20 protein-coding genes and 1 pseudogene are annotated in these 19706 nt (G+C 61.1%); 12 read left to right on the top strand and 9 right to left on the bottom strand.

What is annotated here, in order from left to right; genetic code table 11:
• Positions 1 to 4 precede the first annotated feature (4 nt).
• On the top strand, positions 5 to 625 hold the full coding sequence (locus AB4N47_RS21145) for a TetR/AcrR family transcriptional regulator (RefSeq protein WP_016772065.1): 621 nt from the start codon (positions 5 to 7) through the stop codon (positions 623 to 625).
• 256 nt (positions 626 to 881) lie between these two features.
• Here AB4N47_RS21145 and AB4N47_RS21150 read toward each other — a convergent pair whose 3' ends face one another.
• From AB4N47_RS21150 to AB4N47_RS21160, 3 genes are all read right to left on the bottom strand, one after another.
• Complete coding sequence (locus AB4N47_RS21150) at positions 882 to 1787, bottom strand: phasin family protein (RefSeq protein ID WP_341638413.1); 906 nt, start codon at positions 1785 to 1787, stop codon at positions 882 to 884.
• 10 nt (positions 1788 to 1797) lie between these two features.
• A complete protein-coding gene (locus tag AB4N47_RS21155; RefSeq protein ID WP_016772067.1) occupies positions 1798 to 2220 on the bottom strand; it encodes a phasin family protein in 423 nt (140 codons plus the stop codon).
• Positions 2221 to 2424: 204 nt separating this feature from the next.
• Entirely contained in the window at positions 2425 to 2700 is a 276-nt protein-coding gene (locus AB4N47_RS21160) for a polyhydroxyalkanoic acid system family protein (protein WP_016772068.1), read from the bottom strand.
• Between the two features lie 154 nt (positions 2701 to 2854).
• Between AB4N47_RS21160 and ubiE the strand changes: the two genes are divergently transcribed.
• The 11 genes and pseudogenes from ubiE to AB4N47_RS21215 all read left to right on the top strand — a co-directional run bounded on the left by ubiE (position 2855) and on the right by AB4N47_RS21215 (position 11074).
• Complete coding sequence (gene ubiE / locus AB4N47_RS21165; RefSeq protein ID WP_016772069.1) at positions 2855 to 3625, top strand: bifunctional demethylmenaquinone methyltransferase/2-methoxy-6-polyprenyl-1,4-benzoquinol methylase UbiE; 771 nt, start codon at positions 2855 to 2857, stop codon at positions 3623 to 3625.
• Positions 3625 to 4248 (top strand): ubiquinone biosynthesis accessory factor UbiJ, encoded by a 624-nt coding sequence (locus tag AB4N47_RS21170; RefSeq protein ID WP_122601422.1) that lies wholly within the window; start codon positions 3625 to 3627, stop codon positions 4246 to 4248. The genes ubiE and AB4N47_RS21170 overlap by 1 nt, the downstream gene beginning before the upstream one ends.
• Positions 4245 to 5849, top strand: coding sequence for a ubiquinone biosynthesis regulatory protein kinase UbiB (gene ubiB, locus AB4N47_RS21175; RefSeq protein WP_024011256.1), 1605 nt, complete (start codon positions 4245 to 4247; stop codon positions 5847 to 5849). Before AB4N47_RS21170 ends, ubiB begins: the two co-directional genes overlap by 4 nt.
• 120 nt (positions 5850 to 5969) lie before the next feature.
• Positions 5970 to 6371, top strand: coding sequence for a phosphoribosyl-AMP cyclohydrolase (gene hisI, locus AB4N47_RS21180; RefSeq protein WP_007899278.1), 402 nt, complete (start codon positions 5970 to 5972; stop codon positions 6369 to 6371).
• Positions 6364 to 6696, top strand: coding sequence for a phosphoribosyl-ATP diphosphatase (locus tag AB4N47_RS21185; RefSeq protein WP_003220849.1), 333 nt, complete (start codon positions 6364 to 6366; stop codon positions 6694 to 6696). Before hisI ends, AB4N47_RS21185 begins: the two co-directional genes overlap by 8 nt.
• A 25-nt stretch (positions 6697 to 6721) precedes the next feature.
• Positions 6722 to 7003: a twin-arginine translocase TatA/TatE family subunit gene (locus tag AB4N47_RS21190; protein WP_016772073.1), complete on the top strand. Its 282-nt coding sequence runs from the start codon at positions 6722 to 6724 to the stop codon at positions 7001 to 7003.
• Between the two features lie 10 nt (positions 7004 to 7013).
• Positions 7014 to 7460: a Sec-independent protein translocase protein TatB gene (gene tatB / locus AB4N47_RS21195; protein ID WP_341638411.1), complete on the top strand. Its 447-nt coding sequence runs from the start codon at positions 7014 to 7016 to the stop codon at positions 7458 to 7460.
• Entirely contained in the window at positions 7457 to 8248 is a 792-nt protein-coding gene (gene tatC, locus AB4N47_RS21200) for a twin-arginine translocase subunit TatC (RefSeq protein WP_016772075.1), read from the top strand. Before tatB ends, tatC begins: the two co-directional genes overlap by 4 nt.
• Positions 8245 to 8952 carry a 16S rRNA (uracil(1498)-N(3))-methyltransferase gene (locus AB4N47_RS21205; RefSeq protein WP_110644828.1) on the top strand — a complete coding sequence of 236 codons (708 nt, stop codon included), beginning with the start codon at positions 8245 to 8247 and terminating at the stop codon, positions 8950 to 8952. Before tatC ends, AB4N47_RS21205 begins: the two co-directional genes overlap by 4 nt.
• Positions 8953 to 9274: 322 nt before the next feature.
• Positions 9275 to 10219, top strand: a pseudogene (locus AB4N47_RS21210) (methyl-accepting chemotaxis protein); the annotation flags it as partial.
• A 141-nt stretch (positions 10220 to 10360) separates the two neighbouring features.
• Positions 10361 to 11074 carry a methyl-accepting chemotaxis protein gene (locus AB4N47_RS21215; protein WP_371262571.1) on the top strand — a complete coding sequence of 238 codons (714 nt, stop codon included), beginning with the start codon at positions 10361 to 10363 and terminating at the stop codon, positions 11072 to 11074.
• A 253-nt stretch (positions 11075 to 11327) separates the two neighbouring features.
• On the opposite strand, the gene mdoH is transcribed toward AB4N47_RS21215, so the two are convergent.
• The 6 genes from mdoH to hutI all read right to left on the bottom strand — a co-directional run bounded on the left by mdoH (position 11328) and on the right by hutI (position 19644).
• Positions 11328 to 13898, bottom strand: coding sequence for a glucans biosynthesis glucosyltransferase MdoH (gene mdoH / locus AB4N47_RS21220; RefSeq protein WP_341638409.1), 2571 nt, complete (start codon positions 13896 to 13898; stop codon positions 11328 to 11330).
• On the bottom strand, positions 13891 to 15672 hold the full coding sequence (locus AB4N47_RS21225; protein ID WP_160768503.1) for a glucan biosynthesis protein G: 1782 nt from the start codon (positions 15670 to 15672) through the stop codon (positions 13891 to 13893). Before AB4N47_RS21225 ends, mdoH begins: the two co-directional genes overlap by 8 nt.
• Before the next feature lie 305 nt (positions 15673 to 15977).
• The gene (gene dtd / locus AB4N47_RS21230; RefSeq protein ID WP_073471585.1) at positions 15978 to 16415 is read right to left on the bottom strand and encodes a D-aminoacyl-tRNA deacylase; all 438 of its coding nucleotides are present in this window, start codon (positions 16413 to 16415) and stop codon (positions 15978 to 15980) included.
• Positions 16412 to 17383 (bottom strand): prolyl aminopeptidase, encoded by a 972-nt coding sequence (pip, locus tag AB4N47_RS21235; RefSeq protein WP_024011249.1) that lies wholly within the window; start codon positions 17381 to 17383, stop codon positions 16412 to 16414. The genes dtd and pip overlap by 4 nt, the downstream gene beginning before the upstream one ends.
• Positions 17384 to 17624: 241 nt before the next feature.
• Positions 17625 to 18428: an N-formylglutamate deformylase gene (hutG, locus tag AB4N47_RS21240; protein ID WP_341638408.1), complete on the bottom strand. Its 804-nt coding sequence runs from the start codon at positions 18426 to 18428 to the stop codon at positions 17625 to 17627.
• A 10-nt stretch (positions 18429 to 18438) separates the two neighbouring features.
• On the bottom strand, positions 18439 to 19644 hold the full coding sequence (gene hutI, locus AB4N47_RS21245) for an imidazolonepropionase (RefSeq protein ID WP_341638407.1): 1206 nt from the start codon (positions 19642 to 19644) through the stop codon (positions 18439 to 18441).
• Positions 19645 to 19706: the final 62 nt, after the last annotated feature.

Genomic DNA, 19706 nt, shown 5'->3' on the forward strand with positions numbered 1-19706 from the left:
CTGGATGAAAACCCGCGACCGGATTCTCGAATGTGCACTGCAACTGTTCAACGAAAAGGGTGAGCCGAACGTTTCCACCATGGAGGTGGCCAACGAAATGGGGATCAGCCCGGGCAATCTCTACTACCACTTCCACGGCAAGGAACCGCTGATTCTCGGTCTGTTCGAACGCTTCCAGCACGAACTCGCACCCCTACTCGACCCGCCGCCGAACGTGGAGCTTGCACCGGAGGATTACTGGCTGTTTCTGCATTTGATCGTCGAGCGATTGGCGCAATACCGGTTCCTGTTCCAGGACCTGTCGAACCTCGCCGGGCGCCTGCCGAAGCTGGCCAAGGGAATTCGCAATCTGCTCAATGCGCTGAAGCGGACGCTAGCGTCGTTGCTGGCGCGCTTGAAGGCTTCGGGGCAACTGGTCAGCGATACCCAGGCGCTGGGGCAACTGGTCGAGCAGGTGACCATGACGCTGCTGTTCTCGCTGGATTACCAGCGGATTATTGATCGTGAGGGAGAGGTCAGGTTGGTGGTTTATCAGATCATGATGCTGGTGGCGCCGCATTTGCTGCCGCCAGTGAAGGTGGCGACAGAGCGGATGGCGCTGCAATACCTTGAGGATCACGACTGACCCGAAAAGCCCCTCACCCTAACCGTCTCCCGGAGGGGAGAGGGGACTGATTGGGGGATGTTCGCTAGCTACGCCGACCTGAGCGAGCTTCTTTGAATCGATAATCGACTCGATTTGTTCAGGTCGACGTATGACGCAGGAGACCTCGGTCGGCTCCCTCTCCTTGGGGAGAGGGCTGGGGTGAGGGGCCGCTTGGAATGCACAAACAAAAAACGCCCGACCTTCACAGGCCGGGCGTTTTTGATTTGCCCTGAAATCAGGACTGACTGGATGGCGTCGACGGTGTCGATGCTGCAGTCGGGGTAGCGGCTGCCGTAGGTGCCGCAGCGGAGTTTGCCGCGTTGGCCGGAGCTGTTGGAGCAGTCGACGGCGCGGCGGCCGGTTTCGGCGCAGCGGCTTTCGGCGCGGCCGGCTTTTTCACTGCAGGCTTTTTCGCCGCAGCCGGTTTGGCCGCAGGCTTCGCCGCGGGTTTGGCGGCAGCGGTCTTCGCTGCTGGCTTGGCCGCTGGTTTCGGCGCAGCCTTAGCCGCAGGTTTTGCTGCTGCTTTGGTTGCCGGTTTGGCAGCGGCTTTGGCGGCAACCGGTTTGGCTGCCGCTTTGGCCGCAGGCTTGGCTGCTGCAGTTTTGGCCGCAGCTTTCGCAGCCGGTTTTGCCGCCGCTTTGGCCAGTGGCTTGGCCGCGGTTTTCGCCGCAGGTTTGGCCGCTGCAGTTTTAGTGGCAGGCTTCGCCGCAGCGGTTTTCGCCGCCACAGGCTGAGCTTTCAGACCGGTGAGTTTTTCGATCTGCTTGGTCAGCGTGTCGACCTTGGCGTTGAGTGCCTTGACCTCATTGCGGCTCGGCACACCCAGGCGCGAAATCGCGCTGTTCAGGCGCTTGTCGAACGCGCCTTCCAGCTCGTCCCACTTGCCCATGGCGCGGTCTTTCACGCCGCTGATGCGCGACTTGGCCGAGGAGGTCGAGTCCTCGACTTTCTTGCCGACGGCAGTCTTGGTGAGCTTCTCGGCTTTCTCGCCGTCTTTGACCAATGCATCGAAGAGTTTGCTGCCGTCAGTGTCGATCTTCGAGTACACGCCTAAACCAGCCAGCCAGATTTTGCGGGAGTAGGACTCGACCTTCCCGACCCACGAGCTGCTTTCTTTATCGGTGTTCTTTTTGCCAGCCATCCCGTTCTCCTTAAGATTTTCGCGCGACGCGTTCGAGCAATGCCGTCAGCTCATCGAGCTTAGCAGAGAGTGCCTCAACGTCATGTTTAGACGGAATGCCGATCCGATTCAAGGCGCTGGCCACACGGTTGTCGAAGGCCTTCTCAACCTTGTCGAGCTGAACTTCAACGCGCCCCTTGAACGAGCTGACCTGAGTGGCCGCGTCATCGATCTCGGCGTTGGCCGCGAGGAGTTTTTCACTGACGGCTTTTTTGCCTTTCTTTTCAACGGTTTGACCGGCGGCGACGAGTTCTTGAAAGTACTCGCTGCCCTCCTGGCCAACCTTGGTGTAAGCGCCCAGGCCTGCCAGCCAGATCTTGCGGGCATAGGATTTGACGTCGCTCAGAGTGGAAGTCGGAGCGTCGATTTTTTTCTTCAAAATGACTTTGGCCATGGTGCACCTCACGCGCAGAAGGTTTGAGGAACTGCCGGACGAGTGTCGGGCTCAGGCACAAAGTAGGGAGAAAAATTAGAAAGGGCACCCTAACAACTGATGTGAATCGGTGGTGCCTGAATGAAAAGATCGCAGCCTTCAGCAGCTCCTACAGGGGTACGCATTCCCATGTAGGAGCTGCCGAAGGCTGCGATCTTTTGCTGTTCAGGCCAGGGCTTTGTCTAGGGCCTTCTCGATCTCGGCTTTGATCATGCCGCTCATGGCCGACATCATCAGGCCCAGTTCGACGTCGACCCTGATCGAATCGTCCGCCACATGCACTTCACCTTTCACGCCAGAGCGCTTGAGGTTCAGGGTGTCGCCCGACCACTGCGGCTCAAGGCCGTATTGTTCGTTGAGCTTTTTGGCCAGTTTGTCGGCCTTTTCGCGGGCGGCGTCCTTGCCCAGGGTGTGGGCGCGCTCAACACTGATTTTGGCCATGGAATGACTCCTGATGATTGAATGGCTGACGTTGAATCTTGACCGCATCTGCGGCAAATCGTCCCGAAGGTTGCCCATCTTACCTTTAGCCATTCCAAGACAAAGCATGGCTTGGGGATTAGAATGTCGCGCATTCTCTTTTGGTGACAGCGATATGACTGATCAGCGCAAAGGCAGCGATGCCGAACCCACCACTCACTTCGGCTTCAAAAACGTTCCGGAAAGCCAGAAAGCGGAAAAAGTCGCTGAGGTTTTCCATTCCGTAGCCGCTAAATACGACCTGATGAACGACCTTCTGTCGGGCGGCATGCACCGTCTGTGGAAGCGTTTCGCGATCGAGCTTTCCGGCGTGCGCAGCGGCAACCGCGTGCTCGACATCGCCGGTGGCACCGGCGACCTGACCCGCAAGTTCTCGAACCTCGTCGGCCCGACCGGCCAGGTCGTGCTGGCCGACATCAACGAGTCGATGCTCAAGGTCGGCCGTGATCGTCTGCTCGATCTGGGCGTTGCCGGCAACGTCGAATTCGTTCAGGCCGACGCGGAAAAACTGCCATTCCCGGACAACCATTTCGACTGTGTGACCATCGCCTTCGGTCTGCGCAACGTGACGCACAAAGAGGACGCGCTGCGTTCGATGCTGCGCGTGCTCAAGCCCGGCGGACGCCTGCTGGTGCTGGAATTCTCCAAGCCGACCAACGCGCTGATGTCGAAAGCCTACGACGCCTACTCGTTCGCCTTCATGCCGCTGATGGGCAAGCTGATCACCAACGATTCGGAAAGCTATCGCTACCTTGCCGAATCGATCCGCATGCACCCGAATCAGGAAACCCTGAAGTCGATGATGGTCGAGGCCGGTTTCGACCGCGTGACCTATCACAACATGACCGCAGGCATCGTCGCCCTGCATCGCGGCATCAAGCCCTGATGTTGCTTACCGGGCTGCTCGCCAGCGTCGAACTCGGCCTCAACCGGGTGCTGCGTCTCGACAGCACGGCGCTGCCGCGCCTGGCGCATTTGGCCGGCAAGGTGATTGCCGTTGACTGCCGCAGCCCGGCGCTGCAACTGTTCATCCTGCCCAGCGACGAAGGCTTGATGCTCGCCTCGCAGTGGGCAGCGGATGTCGATTGCACGTTGCGTGCACCGGCCTCAAGCCTGGTGAAACTGGCCCTGAGCAAAGACAAGACCGCGGTGCTGCACGCACCCGAAGTCGAGCTCGATGGCGACAGCGGTGTGTTGCTGGAGCTGGCCGGCGTGCTGCAGGATCTTGAGCTGGACTGGGAGTACGAACTCTCGCGCTGGCTCGGTCCGGTCGCCACGCAATTGCTCGGTGGTCACCTGCGCAGCCGCGCGCGCTGGTATCAACAAGGATTTGCCAGCCTCAACCAGAATCTTGCCGAATACCTCGCCGAAGAATCGCGCACCCTCGTCGGGCAGCGCGAAGCGGAAGCGCGATTCAGCGAACTGGACCGGATCAAACTTGATCTGGAACGACTCGAGGCGCGTTTCGAGCGCCTTTCCCGATCCCTCGACCCAAGCGATAACGCATGAAGCTGCTTGCCGTCCGCCGTCTGTTGCGCATCCAGCGCGTCGTGATCCGCTACCGCCTCGATGACCTGCTGTTCGATCTGCCGCTGCCCTGGTTTCTTCTGGCCGTGCGCTTTTTGCTGCCGTGGCGCTGGCTGCCGCGCAAGCCGCTGGAGCTCAACCGTGGTGCGCGCTTGCGTCTGGCGTTGCAGGATCTGGGGCCGATCTTCATCAAGTTCGGGCAGATTCTTTCGACCCGCCGCGACCTGTTGCCGGAAGACATCGCCGATGAGCTGATGCTGCTGCAGGACCGCGTGCCGCCGTTCGATTCGCAAGTGTCGATCAAGCTGATCGAAGAACAGCTGGGCAAGAAAATCAGCGAAGTGTTCAGCCGTTTCGACGTCGCCCCGCTGGCCTCGGCCTCGGTAGCGCAGGTGCATGCGGCGCAGCTCAAAAGCGGCGAAGAAGTCGTGGTCAAGGTCATTCGCCCGGGCCTGAAACCGATCATCGCGCAGGATCTGGCATGGCTGTTCATCCTCGCCCGCGCGGCGGAAAAATTCTCCGCTGACGCGCGCCTGCTGCACCCGGTCGACGTGGTGCAGGATTACGAAAAGACTATTTACGACGAACTCGATCTTTTGCGCGAGGCGGCCAACGCCAGCCAGTTGCGCCGCAACTTCGAAGGCTCGCAGCTGCTTTATGTACCGCAAGTCTATTGGGACTGGTGCCGGCCGAAAGTGCTGGTGATGGAGCGCATCTACGGCATCCAGGTCACCGATCTGGCGACCCTTGCCGACCAGCGCACCGACATGAAGATGCTCGCCGAGCGCGGCGTGGAGATTTTCTTCACTCAGGTGTTCCGCGACAGTTTCTTCCACGCCGACATGCACCCGGGCAACATCTTCGTCAGCACAGTCAATCCGTGGAGCCCGCAGTACATCGCGATCGACTGCGGCATCGTCGGCAGCCTGACCCCGGAAGACCAGGATTATCTGGCACGCAACCTGTTCGCTTTCTTCAAGCGCGACTACCGCCGTGTGGCGCAGTTGCACATCGATTCGGGCTGGGTGCCGGCGGAAACCAAACTCAACGAATTCGAAGCGGCGATCCGTACGGTGTGCGAACCGATCTTCGAAAAACCGTTAAAAGATATTTCATTTGGCCAGGTGCTGATGCGCCTGTTCCAGACCGCTCGCCGTTTCAACATGGAAGTGCAGCCGCAACTGGTGCTGTTGCAGAAGACCTTGCTGAACATCGAAGGCCTCGGTCGTCAGCTGTACCCGGATCTGGATCTGTGGAACACCGCGCAACCGTTTCTCGAGCGCTGGATGCGCGAACGCGTCAGCCCGAAAGCCTTGCTGGGCAACGTGCAGAGCCAGCTGGAGCAGATTCCGCACCTGTCGAACATGGCCCGCGATCTGCTCGAACGCATGTCGCAACCCCACGCCAAAGACCCACCGCCGCCGTGGCGCAAACGCAAGGACGACTGGTTCCTGCGCCTGCTCGGCTGCGCGCATCTGGCCGGCGGCGCGATCCTCGCTGCGGGTGGTCCGCTGACCGAGTGGGCGCACTGGCCCGCCGGAATCATGATCGCGGTCGGTTTGTATCTGGTCGTTCGCCGATAGCACGAATCAGCTGCAAGTTATAAGCTGCCAGCTGCAAGCTTGACGACACCGGAACACCGCAACCTGCTTTTACTTGCAGCTTGAAGCTTGAAACTCGAAGCTGCTTTTCAGGAATTGAAGATGAAAAACTGGCTGGACGAGATCAAGTGGGATGCTGACGGCCTGGTGCCGGCGATTGCCCAGGATCACAAGACCGGGCGCGTATTGATGATGGCCTGGATGAACCGCGAAGCGCTCGAACTGACCGCTGCGGAGAATCGTGCAATCTACTGGTCACGTTCCCGTGGCAAGCTGTGGCGCAAGGGCGAAGAGTCCGGTCATGTGCAGACACTGCATGAGATGCGCCTGGACTGTGACGCCGACGTGATCATCCTGATGGTTGAACAGATCGGCGACATCGCCTGCCACACCGGCCGTCAAAGCTGCTTTTACCGGGTCTTCGAAAACGGCGACTGGAAAACGGTCGACCCGGTACTGAAAGATCCGCACGCTATCTATTCCGCAGGACACACACATGAGTGACACCCTGACCCGCCTCGCTCAGGTACTTGAAGAGCGCAAAGGCGCAGCCGCCGACAGTTCGTATGTCGCCAGCCTGTATCACAAGGGGCTGAACAAGATTCTGGAGAAAGTCGGCGAAGAGTCGGTCGAAACCATTATTGCCGCCAAGGATGCCGCGATCAGCGGCGATTGCAGTGATGTGATCTACGAGACCGCCGACCTGTGGTTCCACAGCATGGTCATGCTCGCCCAACTGGGGCAGCATCCGCAGGCCGTGCTGGATGAACTGGACCGTCGCTTCGGCCTGTCCGGACACGTCGAGAAAGCCTCGCGTCCGTCCGCCTGAACAACTTTTAGAGAGGAATCGCCACATGGGCATTTTTGACTGGAAACACTGGGTCGTCATTCTGATTGTCGTGGTACTGGTGTTCGGTACCAAGAAACTGAAAAACCTCGGCACCGACGTTGGCGAATCGATCAAGGGCTTTCGCAAAGCCATGAACGACGACGAAAAACCGGCCGAACCGAGCGTGACCCCGCCGGCCCAGCCTGTGCCACCGGTGCAGCCGCAAACCACCGCTCAGGCCAACCCGCCGCACACCATCGACGTGCAGGCGCAGAAAGTCGAAGAGCCGATCCGCAAAGACGTGTGAGCACTGACTAATGTTTGGTATCAGCTTCTCTGAACTGCTGCTCGTCGGCCTCGTCGCCCTGCTGGTGCTCGGCCCCGAGCGTCTGCCGGGCGCTGCGCGCACCGCCGGTCTGTGGGTCGGCCGCCTGAAGCGCAGCTTCAACGCGATCAAACAGGAAGTTGAACGTGAAATCGGTGCCGACGAGATCCGTCGGCAACTGCACAACGAACATATTCTGTCGCTGGAGCAAGAGGCGCGGAAGATTTTCAATCCGAACCAGCAGGAGCCGACGCCGGTCGAGCCTGTGGGCGAGCAGACGATTCACAGCGCTGCCGTTCCCACTGCACCTGCACCTGTTGTAACACCGCCAGGACCTTCGCCGGTTACCACAGACACATCGGTTGAACACGTAGCGCCCTCCGCCGCGCCGACTACACCAGCGCCTCAAGACCCTACACTGCCGCCGCGAGCCCCATGAGCGATCTTCCGGAAAACGACCAGCACATGCCGCTGGTTTCGCACCTCACCGAGTTGCGCACCCGCCTGCTGCGTTGCGTGGCGGCGATCTTCATTATCTTTGCCGGGCTGTTCGCGTTTACCCAGCAGATCTACACCTTCGTCTCGACGCCGCTGCGCCAGTACCTGCCGGTCGGCGCGACGATGATCGCCACCGACGTGTCGTCGCCGTTCCTGACGCCGCTGAAACTGACGATGATGGTTTCGCTGTTCCTTGCGATTCCAGTGATCCTGCATCAGATCTGGGGCTTTATCGCACCGGGCCTGTACAAGCATGAAAAACGCGTTGCGGTACCGTTGCTGATCTCCAGCATCCTGCTGTTCTACATCGGCATGGCGTTCGCCTATTACTTCGTTTTTCCGCTGATCTTCAAGTTCTTCGCCGCTGCCACCCCGGCCGGCGTGGAAATGATGACCGACATCGCCAGCTACCTCGATTTCGTCATGACGCTGTTCTTCGCCTTCGGCGTGGCGTTCGAGATCCCGGTGGCCGTGGTCCTGCTGGTGTGGATCGGCGTGGTCGACGTCAAATACCTGAAGAAGATCCGCCCGTACGTGATCATCGGCTGCTTCGTGGTCGGCATGATCCTGACCCCGCCGGACATCTTCTCGCAGACCCTGCTGGCTGTGCCGATGTGGATGCTGTTCGAGATCGGCATTCTCTTCGGCGCGCTGGTCAGCAAGCGCGAACGCCCGGACGAAACCCCGGCCGACGACCACAACGACCAGCCGCCAGCGACCCAGGCATGAACCTGCTGCTGCTCGAAGAGGCCGACTTCATTGCGGCCGACCGCGTGATCCTGCGCGACCGGCGCCTTACGCACATGCAGGAAGTGCATCGTTCGGAAGTCGGCGACAGCCTGCGCGTCGGGCGCATCAACGGGCTGATGGGTTCGGCCGAGTTGCTGCGCCTCGAAGCGGGCGAAGCGGAGCTGCGCATCAGCCTCGATCAGCCACCGCCGGCCAAACTGCCGCTGACCCTGGTGCTGGCCCTGCCCCGGCCGAAAATGCTCCGCCGCGTGTTCCAGACCGTCGCGACCATGGGCGTGGCCAAGGTGATTCTGGTCAACAGCTATCGCGTGGAGAAAAGCTTCTGGCAGACGCCGTTTCTGGAGCCGGAAGCGATTCGTGAGCAGTTGATTCTCGGGCTGGAGCAGGCTCGCGATACGGTGCTGCCAGAGATCGTCATCGAAAAGCGCTTCAAGCCTTTCGTTGAAGATCGCTTGCCGGCGATCGCCGAGGGCACCCTCGGCCTGGTAGGCCACCCCGGCAACTTCCCGCCCTGCCCGCGCGCTCTGAGCGAACCGGTGACCCTGGCCATCGGCCCCGAGGGTGGCTGGATTCCCTACGAAATCGATCTGCTGGCCAGATCCGGCCTGCAACCGGTGCAACTGGGCGAGCGCATTCTGCGCGTCGAAACCGCCGTCACCGCCCTGCTTGCACGCCTGTTCTAGCGCGACACCGATCCTGTGTAGGAGCTGCCGAAGGCTGCGATCTTTTGATCTTGTTTTAAAAGCAAGATCAAAGGATCGCAGCCTCGTTGCACTCGTCAGCTCCTACAAGCTTCTACGGTCGCGGACAAGTGGCGTTACAGATTGCCATCACCCAGCCGATACAACCCCTATAAGTCCAATTTAGTGGTCCGAAGGGAGTGGTCGCATGTACCGTTGGTTAGCCGAGAGTCTTGGAAACGTCAGCGTCAAACGCAAGCTGGGCATCGGTTTCGGCCTGGTGCTGTTGCTGACGCTGTTGATCACTTTCACCGGCTGGACCGGCATGAGCGGCATCATCAGCCGTGGCGACAAGCTCGGTTTCATTTCCAGCCTCAATGAGCTGACCAAAGACCTGCGCCTGGCGCGCATGGACTACGACATGCGCCGTGGCGAACAGGGCCCGGGCGCGGTCAATGGATACCTCAACCAACTTGAAAGCGGTCTGCAATCGGCACGCGGCATGATCGAGCAGCCATCCGATGTGGCGATGGTCGACCAACAGCTTGCTGCGGTCGCCGAATACAAACGCGCCTTCGGCGAAATGACCCAGGCCACCGTCCAGCGTGAAGACGCGCGGAGCAAGCTTGGCGCCAACGCCGATAATGCCGTGGCCAAGGTTGGCGAAGTTGAAAGTGCGCTACTGCAAGGCGACAGCGTCGCCCAATACAACGCGGTGATCGAGCTGAGCAAACTGTTGCAGCAGGCGCGCTATCAGGTGCGCGGTTACACCTATAGCGGCAAGGCCGATGCCGAGCAACCGGCGCTGACTGCCATCGACAACGCCCTAAAAAATCTCGAGAGCCTGCCGACCCGCGTGCCGGAGCAACACATCGCCAACCTGCAGCAAGCCACCGACTCGCTCAAGGCCTATCGCGCCGCCGTCGCTCAGTTCCGTGATTCACAGGTGAAGAACGCCGCTGCACTGGCCAGCATGTCGGCTCAGGGCGACATCCTGATCATGGCCAGCAAGAAGCTCACCGAATCGCAAACCGTGGTGCGCGACACCGACGCCGCCCACGCCAAGAACATGCTGCTGATCGCCACTGTGTTGGCGCTGATGTTCGGTTTGCTGGCAGCGTGGATCATCACTCGGCAGATCATCATTCCGCTGACCCAGACCCTCAAAGTAGCCGAGCGCGTGGCCGCCGGTGATCTGACCCACAACCTGGTTTCCCTGCGCCGCGATGAGCTCGGCCAATTGCAGCGCTCGATGCAGAGCATGACTCAAGGCCTGCGCGAATTGATCGGTGGCATCAGCGACGGCGTCACGCAGATCGCCAGCGCCGCTGAAGAGCTATCCGCGGTGACCGAGCAGACCAGCGCCGGGGTCAATAATCAGAAGGTCGAGACCGATCAGGTCGCCACCGCCATGAACGAAATGGCTGCTACCGTGCAGGAAGTCGCGCGCAACGCTGAAGAAGCTTCCGAGGCCGCTGTCGCCGCTGATCAACAGGCCCGCGAAGGTGACAAGGTCGTCGGCGAAGCCATCGCCCAGATCGAACGTCTGGCGGTCGAGGTGGGGCATTCCACCGAAGCCATGGGCGAACTCAAGCGCGAAAGCGACAAGATCGGCAGCGTCCTCGACGTGATCAAGTCGGTGGCCCAGCAAACCAACCTGCTGGCCCTCAACGCCGCCATCGAAGCGGCCCGCGCCGGTGAAGCCGGACGTGGTTTCGCCGTGGTTGCCGATGAAGTGCGCAGCCTCGCCCAGCGCACGCAGAAGTCCACCGAAGAGATCGAAGAGCTGATCGTCGGTCTGCAAAACGGCACTCAGCAAGTGGCGACGATCATGGACAACAGCCGCAGCCTGACCGACAGCAGCGTCGAACTGACCCGGCGTGCCGGTGGCTCACTGGAGAGCATCACCCGCACCGTCTCGGCGATCCAGGCGATGAACCAGCAGATCGCCGCAGCCGCCGAGCAGCAGAGCGCCGTGGCCGAAGAGATCAACCGCAGCGTACTGAACGTGCGCGATGTGTCCGATCAGACCTCGGCGGCGAGCGAGGAGACTGCCGCATCCAGCGTTGAACTGGCGCGACTGGGCACGCATCTGCAGATGCTGGTAGGCCGTTTCAAAGTCTGAGTTGATGCACAACCTCGGTTCGCCTGTAACCGAGGTGATGCCATTCGCGAGCAGGCTCGCTGCCACCTTGGAATGCGTTTCCCTGTGGGAGCGAGCCTGCTCGCGAAGGCAGCGGCGCGGTCTGCGCGTCGTAGGTAACGGGCGCGCCAATTCGGCGACGGATGCTTTGCACTGGTTTTAGGTTTGATCGGTGTTTGTTCGCAGCTCAACAGCGGACATAAAAAAACCCCGCTGAATCAGCGGGGTTTTCTCATCAGGCCGGCTGAGTCTGCAGGCTCACCGGTCGCAGCGGCAGCAACGGCGCGTGCGGATCGGCTTTCACCGAAGCGCGCCAGGCGTCCAGCCACTCAGCGTGACCTTCGGCCCAGACCTGCTCGTGCAGGCGTGCCAGTGCAACAGGGTCGCTGAGCAGTTGCAGGCGATCATGGTTGTTCAGCCCGGCCGGGCCGACCTTGATCGCGTGACGCACACGTTCCTGACGCAGCCACTCGATCGGCTCGGCCTGGCCATGACGCGAGGTCGCCAGCGAGCACGCCAGGGCGTTCTGCTGAGGATCGACCACGGCGCGGACGAAGCCGTCGTTGAGGGCGTGGTAACGGTTCTCGTGGGTGTACTGATCGGTTGCCAGCAAGGCCTGTGGCGGATTGTATTCCTCAGGGATGAGGAACAGACTCTCGTCACGGGTCTTCAGGCCCAGGCCGACACGGCTGGAGATCACCGATACCGGGATCGACAGCATCAGCGAACCGACGATCGGCACCAGCCACCAGAGGAAGCTCGGGTTCAGCCAGATCACCAGCAGCGCCCACAAGAAGCCCAGCAACGTCTGCGGACCGTGGCGCTTGACCGCTTCGCTCCACGGCGTCGAGTCGTCGTCACGCTGCGGCGAGTTCCAGGTCGCGGCCCAGCCGAGGAACGCGGCGAGGACGAAGCGGGTGTGGAAAATCATCCGCACCGGCGCCAGCAGCATGGAGAACAGCATCTCCAGCAGCATCGACAGGGTCACCTTGAACTTGCCGCCGAACTCTTTCGCGCCCTTGGCCCAGATCAGGATGATGCTCAACAGCTTCGGCAGGAACAGCAGCACGATGGTCGTCGAGAACAGCGCGATGGCCTTGTCCGGGTGCCATTGAGGCCACAGCGGATAGAGCTGACGCGGTTCGAGGAAGTACTGCGGCTCCATCAGCGTGTTCACCGCCAGCAGCGCGGTCGACAACACCAGGAAGAAGAACCACAACGGCGCCGACAGGTAGGACATCACGCCGGTGAGGAACACCGCGCGGTGCACCGGGTGCATGCCCTTGACCAGGAACAGGCGGAAGTTCATCAGGTTGCCGTGGCACCAGCGGCGGTCACGCTTGAGTTCGTCGAGCAGGTTCGGCGGCAACTCTTCGTAACTGCCCGGCAGGTCGTAGGCAATCCACACGCCCCAGCCGGCACGGCGCATCAGCGCAGCTTCGACGAAGTCGTGGGAAAGGATCGCACCGGAGAACGCGCCCTTGCCCGGCAACGGCGCCAAAGCGCAGTGGTCGATAAACGGCTTCATGCGGATGATCGCGTTGTGACCCCAGTAGTGGGATTCACCCAACTGCCAGAAGTGCAGACCGGCGGTAAACAGCGGGCCGTACACGCGGGTCGCAAACTGCTGCATCCGCGCATACAGGGTGTCCATGCCCGACGCACGTGGCGCGGTCTGGATGATCCCGGCGTCCGGCGTGGCTTCCATCAGACGTACCAGACTGGTCAGGCACTCGCCGCTCATCACCGAGTCGGCGTCGAGCACGACCATGTACTTGTAGTCACCACCCCAACGACGGCAGAAGTCGTCGAGGTTGCCGCTCTTGCGTTTTACACGACGGCGACGACGGCGATAGAAGATCTTGCCGAAGCCCTTGGCCTCGCGGCAGACATCCAGCCAGGCCTGTTGCTCGGCGACGCAGATATCGGTGTCGTTACTGTCGCTGAGGACGAAAAAGTCGAAGCGATCCAGATCACCAGTGGCCGCTACCGATTCGAACGTCGCACGCAGACCGGCGAATACACGCGGCACGTCTTCGTTGCAGATCGGCATTACCAGCGCAGTACGCGCATCTTTGGGAATCGGCTCGTTACCGGCGCTTTTCCCGGAGATACGGTATTTATCGTGGCCGGTGAGCAACTCGAGGAAGCCCATCAGCGCGGTCCAGAAACCCGCCGAGACCCAGCAGAACAGAATCCCGAACAGAATAAGGATGCTGGTTTGCAGCGCGTACGGCAGCACTTGCGTGGCGGTTTGCAGCAGCGGCTGATGCAGGACTTCATCGAGATCGACGAACGACCAGCCCTGGTACGGCATGATGCCTTTCATGTACCAACCGGCAACGATGGTCTGGCCGAGCATCAGCAGCAACAGGATATAGCGGCGGATCGAACCGACGGTGCGCCAGCGCGCGGCCGGCAGGACATTGGCGTCCTTCGGCGGCTGCGGCGGGTTGGTGCGCCCGGTCAGACGGCGCCAGCCACGCACCAGGATATTGGTGCGCCATGGCTCCGGCACGACCTTGGTGCGGCGGATCGGCGGGGTCGCCTTGAGGCTGACCCGACCACTGGCGTCGAGCACCAGCATTTCCGCTTCAGCGAGTTCTTCGGCAGTGCTCAGGGTCAGACGCTTGCCCACCGAAGCCTGGGCGGCTTCGGCAGGAGCGTCGAATGTCGAGGACGACAGGCGTTCATGCAGCTCGCTGAACGACTGGCAACCCGCGAGTTCCGCGCGTTGCTCGTCGGTCATCGGCAGATGCGCCAGATACTCGGACAGAGTCTCTGGCTGTACTGGTGAATTACTCATCGGCAGGCAACTGATAGCTCCAGGTCTCGGTCAGGACTTCTTCAGTCGGCGCCGATTCCGGTGTGGCTGGGGCCGCGTCGGCAGCGACTGGCTGCTTGGCGTCTTTGTTGGCCTTGTCCTTGGCGTCGGCTGCAGGCTTGGCTTCAGCCTGTTTGGCTTCGGCGGCCTTGGCTTCCTTGTCGAGTTTTTCCTGTTGCTTGGCGGCAACCTTGTCAGCCTTGGCGACCGACGAATTGGACGCCGGCACCGATTTGCCCAGATCTGCTGTGACCACTGGCTGAACCAGGGCGGCACGCATTTCGGTCGCTTTGCTCGGATCCTTGATCTTCATCCGCAGGGTCAAGCGCCAGCCCTTGGTTTCCGGGTTGTAGCGCACGCTGTTCTCGACCAGTTCGGCGTTGTCACCGACGCTGACCTGACTGCGCACGTCGGCATCCGGCGTCAGTGCCGCCAGCGATGGACCTTCGAAGTCGACCAGATAGGCCACGCTGCCATCGGGCTGACGGATCAGGTTCGATTGCTTGACGTCACCGGTCGAACGCAGGGTCTGTGCCACCCAGGCGCTGTCCGGCGCGTGGAGTGCTGCTTCGTCCATGGTCCAGTGCATGCGGTAGGCGAAGTCCAGCGGCTGGCCTGGCTCCGGCATTTTTTCCGGGCTCCAGAACGCAACGATGTTGTCGTTGGTTTCGTCAGCGGTCGGAATCTCTACCAGATCGACAGTGCCCTTGCCCCACTCGCCCTTCGGCTCGATCCAGGCGCTTGGGCGCTTGTCGTAGCGGTCGTCGAGGTCTTCGTAGTGGCTGAAGTCACGGCCACGCTGCAGCAGACCGAAACCACGCGGGTTCTCGACGCTGAAGTTGCTCACGGCCAGATGTTTCGGGTTGTTCAGTGGGCGCCAGATCCACTCGCCGTTGCCGGCATGAATCGACAGACCGCTGGAGTCGTGCAGTTCACGACGGTAGTTGAGCACTTTCGACGGCTGGTTGGCGCCGAACAGGAACATGCTGGTCAGCGGCGCGATACCCAGTTTGCCAACCTTGTCACGCAGGAACATCTGCGCTTTGACGTCGACGATGGTGTCGCTGCCCGGACGCAGGATCAGACGGTAGGCACCAGTGGCACGCGGCGAGTCGAGCAGAGCGAAGATCACCAGGTGCTTGTCGCCCGGCTTGGGCTGCTGAATCCAGAACTCGCGGAAACGCGGGAACTCTTCACCCGACGGCAGCGCAGTATCGATCGCCAGACCACGGGCCGACAGACCATAGGTATGGCCCTTGCCGACGACGCGGAAGTAACTCGCGCCGAGCATGGTCATGATCTCGTCTTGCTTGTCGGCCTTGTTGATCGGGTACAGCACACGGAAACCGGCATAGCCCAGTTGCTCGGTGGCTTTCGGATCGAATTTCAGATCGCCGAAATCGAAGCGGCTCGGATCGTATTTGATCTCCGAGACGGTGTTCGCAGTGATTTCGTTGATTTTCACCGGTGTATCGAAGTGCATACCCTGGTGATAGAAGGAGAGCTTGAACGGCGTCTTCTGATCGGCCCACTCAGCCTTTTCGGTGAGGAAGCGGATCTTCTGGTAGTCCGCGAACTTCATTTCGCGGAATTCGTTCGGCAGGTTGCTGCGCGGGGCTTCGAACTTCTGCCCGGCCAGCTCTTTGGCCTTGGCCGATACGTCGTCAAGATTGAACGCCCAAAGCTGACCGGCGCTGAGCAGGCACAGGAGCGCCGAACCCGCTACCAGAGCACTTCGCATGCGTTTGGCAGACATTTTTGCTGCATTACAGGGACTAACAATCACGAGCAACCCTCGCCGAAAACAGATCAATAAACCAACGGCCAGCTATCTTTATGCCAGGTTGGCGAGCAATGTTCCGACTCCGCCGGGGCAAAATGATTCCCCAATCGGATCCAGACAAGTCTCTACCTAAGTCAAAACGGATCAACGAATGTCGATCCCCGCAGCGCGCGATTATCTAGTAGCCCGGATGACAACGCATCAGGGGTAACAAAGTATTTATCGCGAAAACAGCCTAAAAACAGTCGAAATTGCCGAAAAACATGTTTCAGGCACTGTCAGGTCTGTAACAGGAAGGTTACCGGGCCATCGTTGACCAGGTGCACCTGCATATCGGCGCCGAATCTACCTGATGCCACAGTGCCATGCACCTGTTTCGCCTGACTCAATAAATAGTCGAACAATTCTTCACCCAGCGCCGGCGGTGCGGCCGTGGAAAAGCTCGGACGCAGGCCGCTTCTGGTGTCTGCGGCGAGGGTGAACTGAGAGACCAGCAGCAACCCGCCACCCACATCCGCCAGGGACAGATTCATCTTGCCCTCGGCGTCACTGAATACCCGATAGTTAAGCAGCTTATGCAGAAGTTTGTCGGCGCTGGTACGCGTGTCGTCGGGTTCTACCGCCACCAGCACCAGCAAACCCTGATCGACCGCGCCGACTACCTCGCCGGCGACCTCTACCCGCGCGCCGCGTACGCGTTGCAACAGCGCCTTCATGCTTCTTCGAGCGGCAGGTCGAGCAGGCGCTGGGCCATTTTGCTCGCGGCGCGCACCAGCGCATCGGTGATGCCTGGCTCGGATGCGGCGTGGCCGGCGTCGCGGATCACCTGCAATTCACTGTTCGGCCAGGCCTGGTGCAATTCCCAGGCGTTGTCGAGCGGGCAGATCACGTCGTAGCGACCGTGAATGATCACGCCGGGCAGATGAGCGATCTTGCCCATGTCGCGAATCAGCTGGTTAGGTTCAAGGAAGGCATTGTTGGTGAAGTAGTGGCATTCGATCCGCGCGATCGACAGCGCGCGTTGCGGCTCGGAGAAACGATCGACCACCAGCGGGTTCGGGCGCAGGGTCGCGGTGCGCCCTTCCCAGGTCGACCACGCCTTCGCTGCATGCATCTGGGCGATCTGATCGTTGCCGATCAGGCGTTTGTGGAAAGCGTTGAGCAGGTCGTCGCGCTCGTCCAGCGGGATCGGCGCGATGTAGTCCTGCCAGTAATCGGGGAACAGACGGCTGGCGCCGGCCTGATAGAACCATTCGATTTCCTGCGGACGGCAGAGAAAGATCCCGCGCAGAATCAGGCCATGCACCCGCTCCGGGTGGGTTTGCGCGTAGGCCAGCGCCAGGGTCGAACCCCAGGAGCCGCCGAACAACACCCATTTTTCAATGCCAAGGTGTTTGCGGATGCGCTCCAGGTCCTCGACCAGATCCCAGGTGGTGTTGTTTTCCAGGCTGGCGTGCGGGGTGGAGCGACCGCAGCCGCGCTGGTCGAAGGTGACAATGCGATACAGATTCGGATCGAAATAGCGCCGGCTCTGGGCGTCACAGCCGGCGCCGGGGCCACCGTGGATGAACACCACCGGTAAACCCTCCGGCGAGCCGCTTTCATCGACGTACAGCGTATGGGTGTCATCGACAGCCAGATCGTGCCGGGCGTGGGGTTTGATCTGCGGAAACAAAGTCTGCATTGCGCGCTCCGTAAGGGGTCGAGGTCATCCCTGGGGGGACTCGTATTATTCTGCCGTTGGGCATCATAAACCCGATTTGCGTCAATGAGCATGCCTGTGCGCTGTCACCGTTTGTCAGCCATCACCCTCACGGGCTGAGCGCGATCCTGTGGGAGCGAGCCTGCTCGCGAACGCGGTGTGACATTCGGCCTGGTTGTCGGCTGAACGGACGCCTTCGCGAGCAGGCTCGCTCCCACAGCGGTCAGGCGCTGTAGTGAGATTTTGCCCAGGCCAGATAGCCCTGCAGCAATTCCCTGAGCACCACCCGCGTCGGTTCGGCCAGATCGGCGCGGTAGCGGAACGGTTCGAACTCTTCCATGTAGGTGGACTGACACAGTTCCAGCTGCACGGCGTGGATGTTCTGCGCCGGATCGCCGTACTGGCGGGTGATGTGCCCGCCTTTGAAGCGACCGTTGAGCACATGAGTAAACTGCTCGTGCCGCGCGCAGATCACTTCCAGTTCAGCAGCCAGTTGCGGATCACAACTGGCGCCATTGAAGGTGCCGAGGTTGAAGTCCGGCAGTTTGCCGTCGAACAGGTGCGGGATGATGGAGCGGATCGAGTGCGCATCGAACAACAGCGCGTAGCCGAATTCGGCTTTCAGTCGCGCCAGCTCTTGCTGCAAGGTGCGATGGTACGGCGTCCAGATCTGCTCCAGGTAAGTCGCGCGCTCCTCTTTCGACGGTTCCAGACCTTGCTGAAACAACGGAATGCCGTCGAACAACGTCGCCGGGTACAAACCGGTGGTTGCCCCGGCATACAACGGCTTGTCGTCGGACGGCCGGTTGAGGTCGATGACGAAACGCGAATACTCGGCGGCCAGGGTGCTGGCGCCCAGCTCCTCGGCAAAATCGTAGAGCTGCGGGATATGCCAGTCGGTGTCCGGCAGACTCTTCGCAGCGGGGATCAGCCCGGCTTCGACCGCCGGGGTCAGACGCAAACCGGCGTGGGGCATGCTGATCAGCAGCGGCACGCGCCCTTGTTTGAAATTCAGTACTTTGTCCACAACCGCTCTCCTACAGATTCGATTCGACGCCGTGACGCACGACACGCTTGTCCAGATCGCCACCGAGCCAATAGGCCAGATCCGCCGGACGCTCGATGTCCCACGCCACGAAATCAGCGACCTTGCCGACCTCCAGCGAGCCGTGGGTGTCAGCCATGCCCAGCGCCTGCGCGGCATGAAGGGTCGCCCCGGCCAGGGCTTCTTCCGGAGTCATGCGGAAACAGGTGCAGGCCATGTTCAGCATCAGACGCAACGACAGCGCCGGCGAGGTGCCGGGGTTGAGGTCGCTGGCGATGGCGATCTTCACCTTGTGCTTGCGCAGCGCGTCCATCGGCGGCAATTGGGTTTCGCGCAGGAAGTAGAACGCGCCCGGTAGCAGCACAGCGACGGTGTCGGCGGCGGCCATGGCGATGGCATCGTCCTCGTCCATGAATTCCAGATGATCGGCGGACAAGGCTTTGTAGCGTGCGGCGAGGCTGGAGCCGTGCAGCGAGGACAATTGCTCGGCGTGCAGCTTCACCGGCAGTCCGAGTTGTTGCGCGGCGACGAAGACCCGCTCGACCTGCTCCGGCGAAAACGCCAGGTATTCGCAGAACGCATCCACGGCATCGACCAAACCTTCGGCGGCAAGGGCCGGGAGCATCTGCTCGCAGACCAGATCGATGTATTCGTCGGCGCGATCCTTGTACTCCGGCGGCAACGCGTGCGCCGCCAGGCAAGTGCTGCGCACGCTGATCGGCAGCTCTTCGGCCAGGTGCCGGATGACTCGCAGCAGCTTGCGCTCGTTGGCCAGATCGAGACCGTAGCCCGACTTCATTTCCACCGTGGTCACGCCGTCGCGCATCAGGCTTTTCAGGCGTTTGGCGGCGCTGGCGAACAGCTCGTCCTCAGTGGCTTCGCGAGTGGCGCGCACGGTGCTGGCGATGCCGCCGCCCTGCGCGGCGATCTCGGCATAGCTGACGCCTTGCAGACGCTGCTCGAACTCACCGCTACGGTTGCCGCCGAACACGGTGTGGGTGTGGCAGTCGATCAGACCGGGGGTGACCCACGCACCCTGCAAATCATTGACCGCCGGGTATTCGCCGGAAGGCAATTGAGTGCGCGGGCCGATCCACTCGATGAGCGCGCCGGACGTCACGATCGCGGCATCCTCGATGATCGAATAGGCGCCGTTGGCCATGGTTGCGACGTGGCAGTGTTGCCAGAGGGTTTTCATCCCGGTTCCTCTTATAGTGATCGTTCCCACGCTCTGCGTGGGAATGCAGCCCGTGACGCTCC

The sequence above is a fragment of the Pseudomonas sp. S3_G06 genome, from assembly GCF_054667565.1.

Coding starts and splice junctions, on each gene's coding strand:
- pip (WP_024011249.1), bottom strand. CDS start 17,383: ATGCAGACTTTGTTTCCGCAGATCAAACCCCACGCCCGGCACGATCTG.
- hutI (WP_341638407.1), bottom strand. CDS start 19,644: ATGAAAACCCTCTGGCAACACTGCCACGTCGCAACCATGGCCAACGGC.
- hisI (WP_007899278.1), top strand. CDS start 5,970: ATGAAAAACTGGCTGGACGAGATCAAGTGGGATGCTGACGGCCTGGTG.
- dtd (WP_073471585.1), bottom strand. CDS start 16,415: ATGAAGGCGCTGTTGCAACGCGTACGCGGCGCGCGGGTAGAGGTCGCC.
- ubiB (WP_024011256.1), top strand. CDS start 4,245: ATGAAGCTGCTTGCCGTCCGCCGTCTGTTGCGCATCCAGCGCGTCGTG.
- ubiE (WP_016772069.1), top strand. CDS start 2,855: ATGACTGATCAGCGCAAAGGCAGCGATGCCGAACCCACCACTCACTTC.
- AB4N47_RS21225 (WP_160768503.1), bottom strand. CDS start 15,672: ATGTCTGCCAAACGCATGCGAAGTGCTCTGGTAGCGGGTTCGGCGCTC.
- tatB (WP_341638411.1), top strand. CDS start 7,014: ATGTTTGGTATCAGCTTCTCTGAACTGCTGCTCGTCGGCCTCGTCGCC.
- AB4N47_RS21145 (WP_016772065.1), top strand. CDS start 5: ATGAAAACCCGCGACCGGATTCTCGAATGTGCACTGCAACTGTTCAAC.
- AB4N47_RS21170 (WP_122601422.1), top strand. CDS start 3,625: ATGTTGCTTACCGGGCTGCTCGCCAGCGTCGAACTCGGCCTCAACCGG.
- AB4N47_RS21215 (WP_371262571.1), top strand. CDS start 10,361: ATGAACGAAATGGCTGCTACCGTGCAGGAAGTCGCGCGCAACGCTGAA.
- AB4N47_RS21185 (WP_003220849.1), top strand. CDS start 6,364: ATGAGTGACACCCTGACCCGCCTCGCTCAGGTACTTGAAGAGCGCAAA.
- AB4N47_RS21205 (WP_110644828.1), top strand. CDS start 8,245: ATGAACCTGCTGCTGCTCGAAGAGGCCGACTTCATTGCGGCCGACCGC.
- AB4N47_RS21190 (WP_016772073.1), top strand. CDS start 6,722: ATGGGCATTTTTGACTGGAAACACTGGGTCGTCATTCTGATTGTCGTG.
- mdoH (WP_341638409.1), bottom strand. CDS start 13,898: ATGAGTAATTCACCAGTACAGCCAGAGACTCTGTCCGAGTATCTGGCG.
- AB4N47_RS21160 (WP_016772068.1), bottom strand. CDS start 2,700: ATGGCCAAAATCAGTGTTGAGCGCGCCCACACCCTGGGCAAGGACGCC.
- AB4N47_RS21155 (WP_016772067.1), bottom strand. CDS start 2,220: ATGGCCAAAGTCATTTTGAAGAAAAAAATCGACGCTCCGACTTCCACT.
- tatC (WP_016772075.1), top strand. CDS start 7,457: ATGAGCGATCTTCCGGAAAACGACCAGCACATGCCGCTGGTTTCGCAC.
- AB4N47_RS21150 (WP_341638413.1), bottom strand. CDS start 1,787: ATGGCTGGCAAAAAGAACACCGATAAAGAAAGCAGCTCGTGGGTCGGG.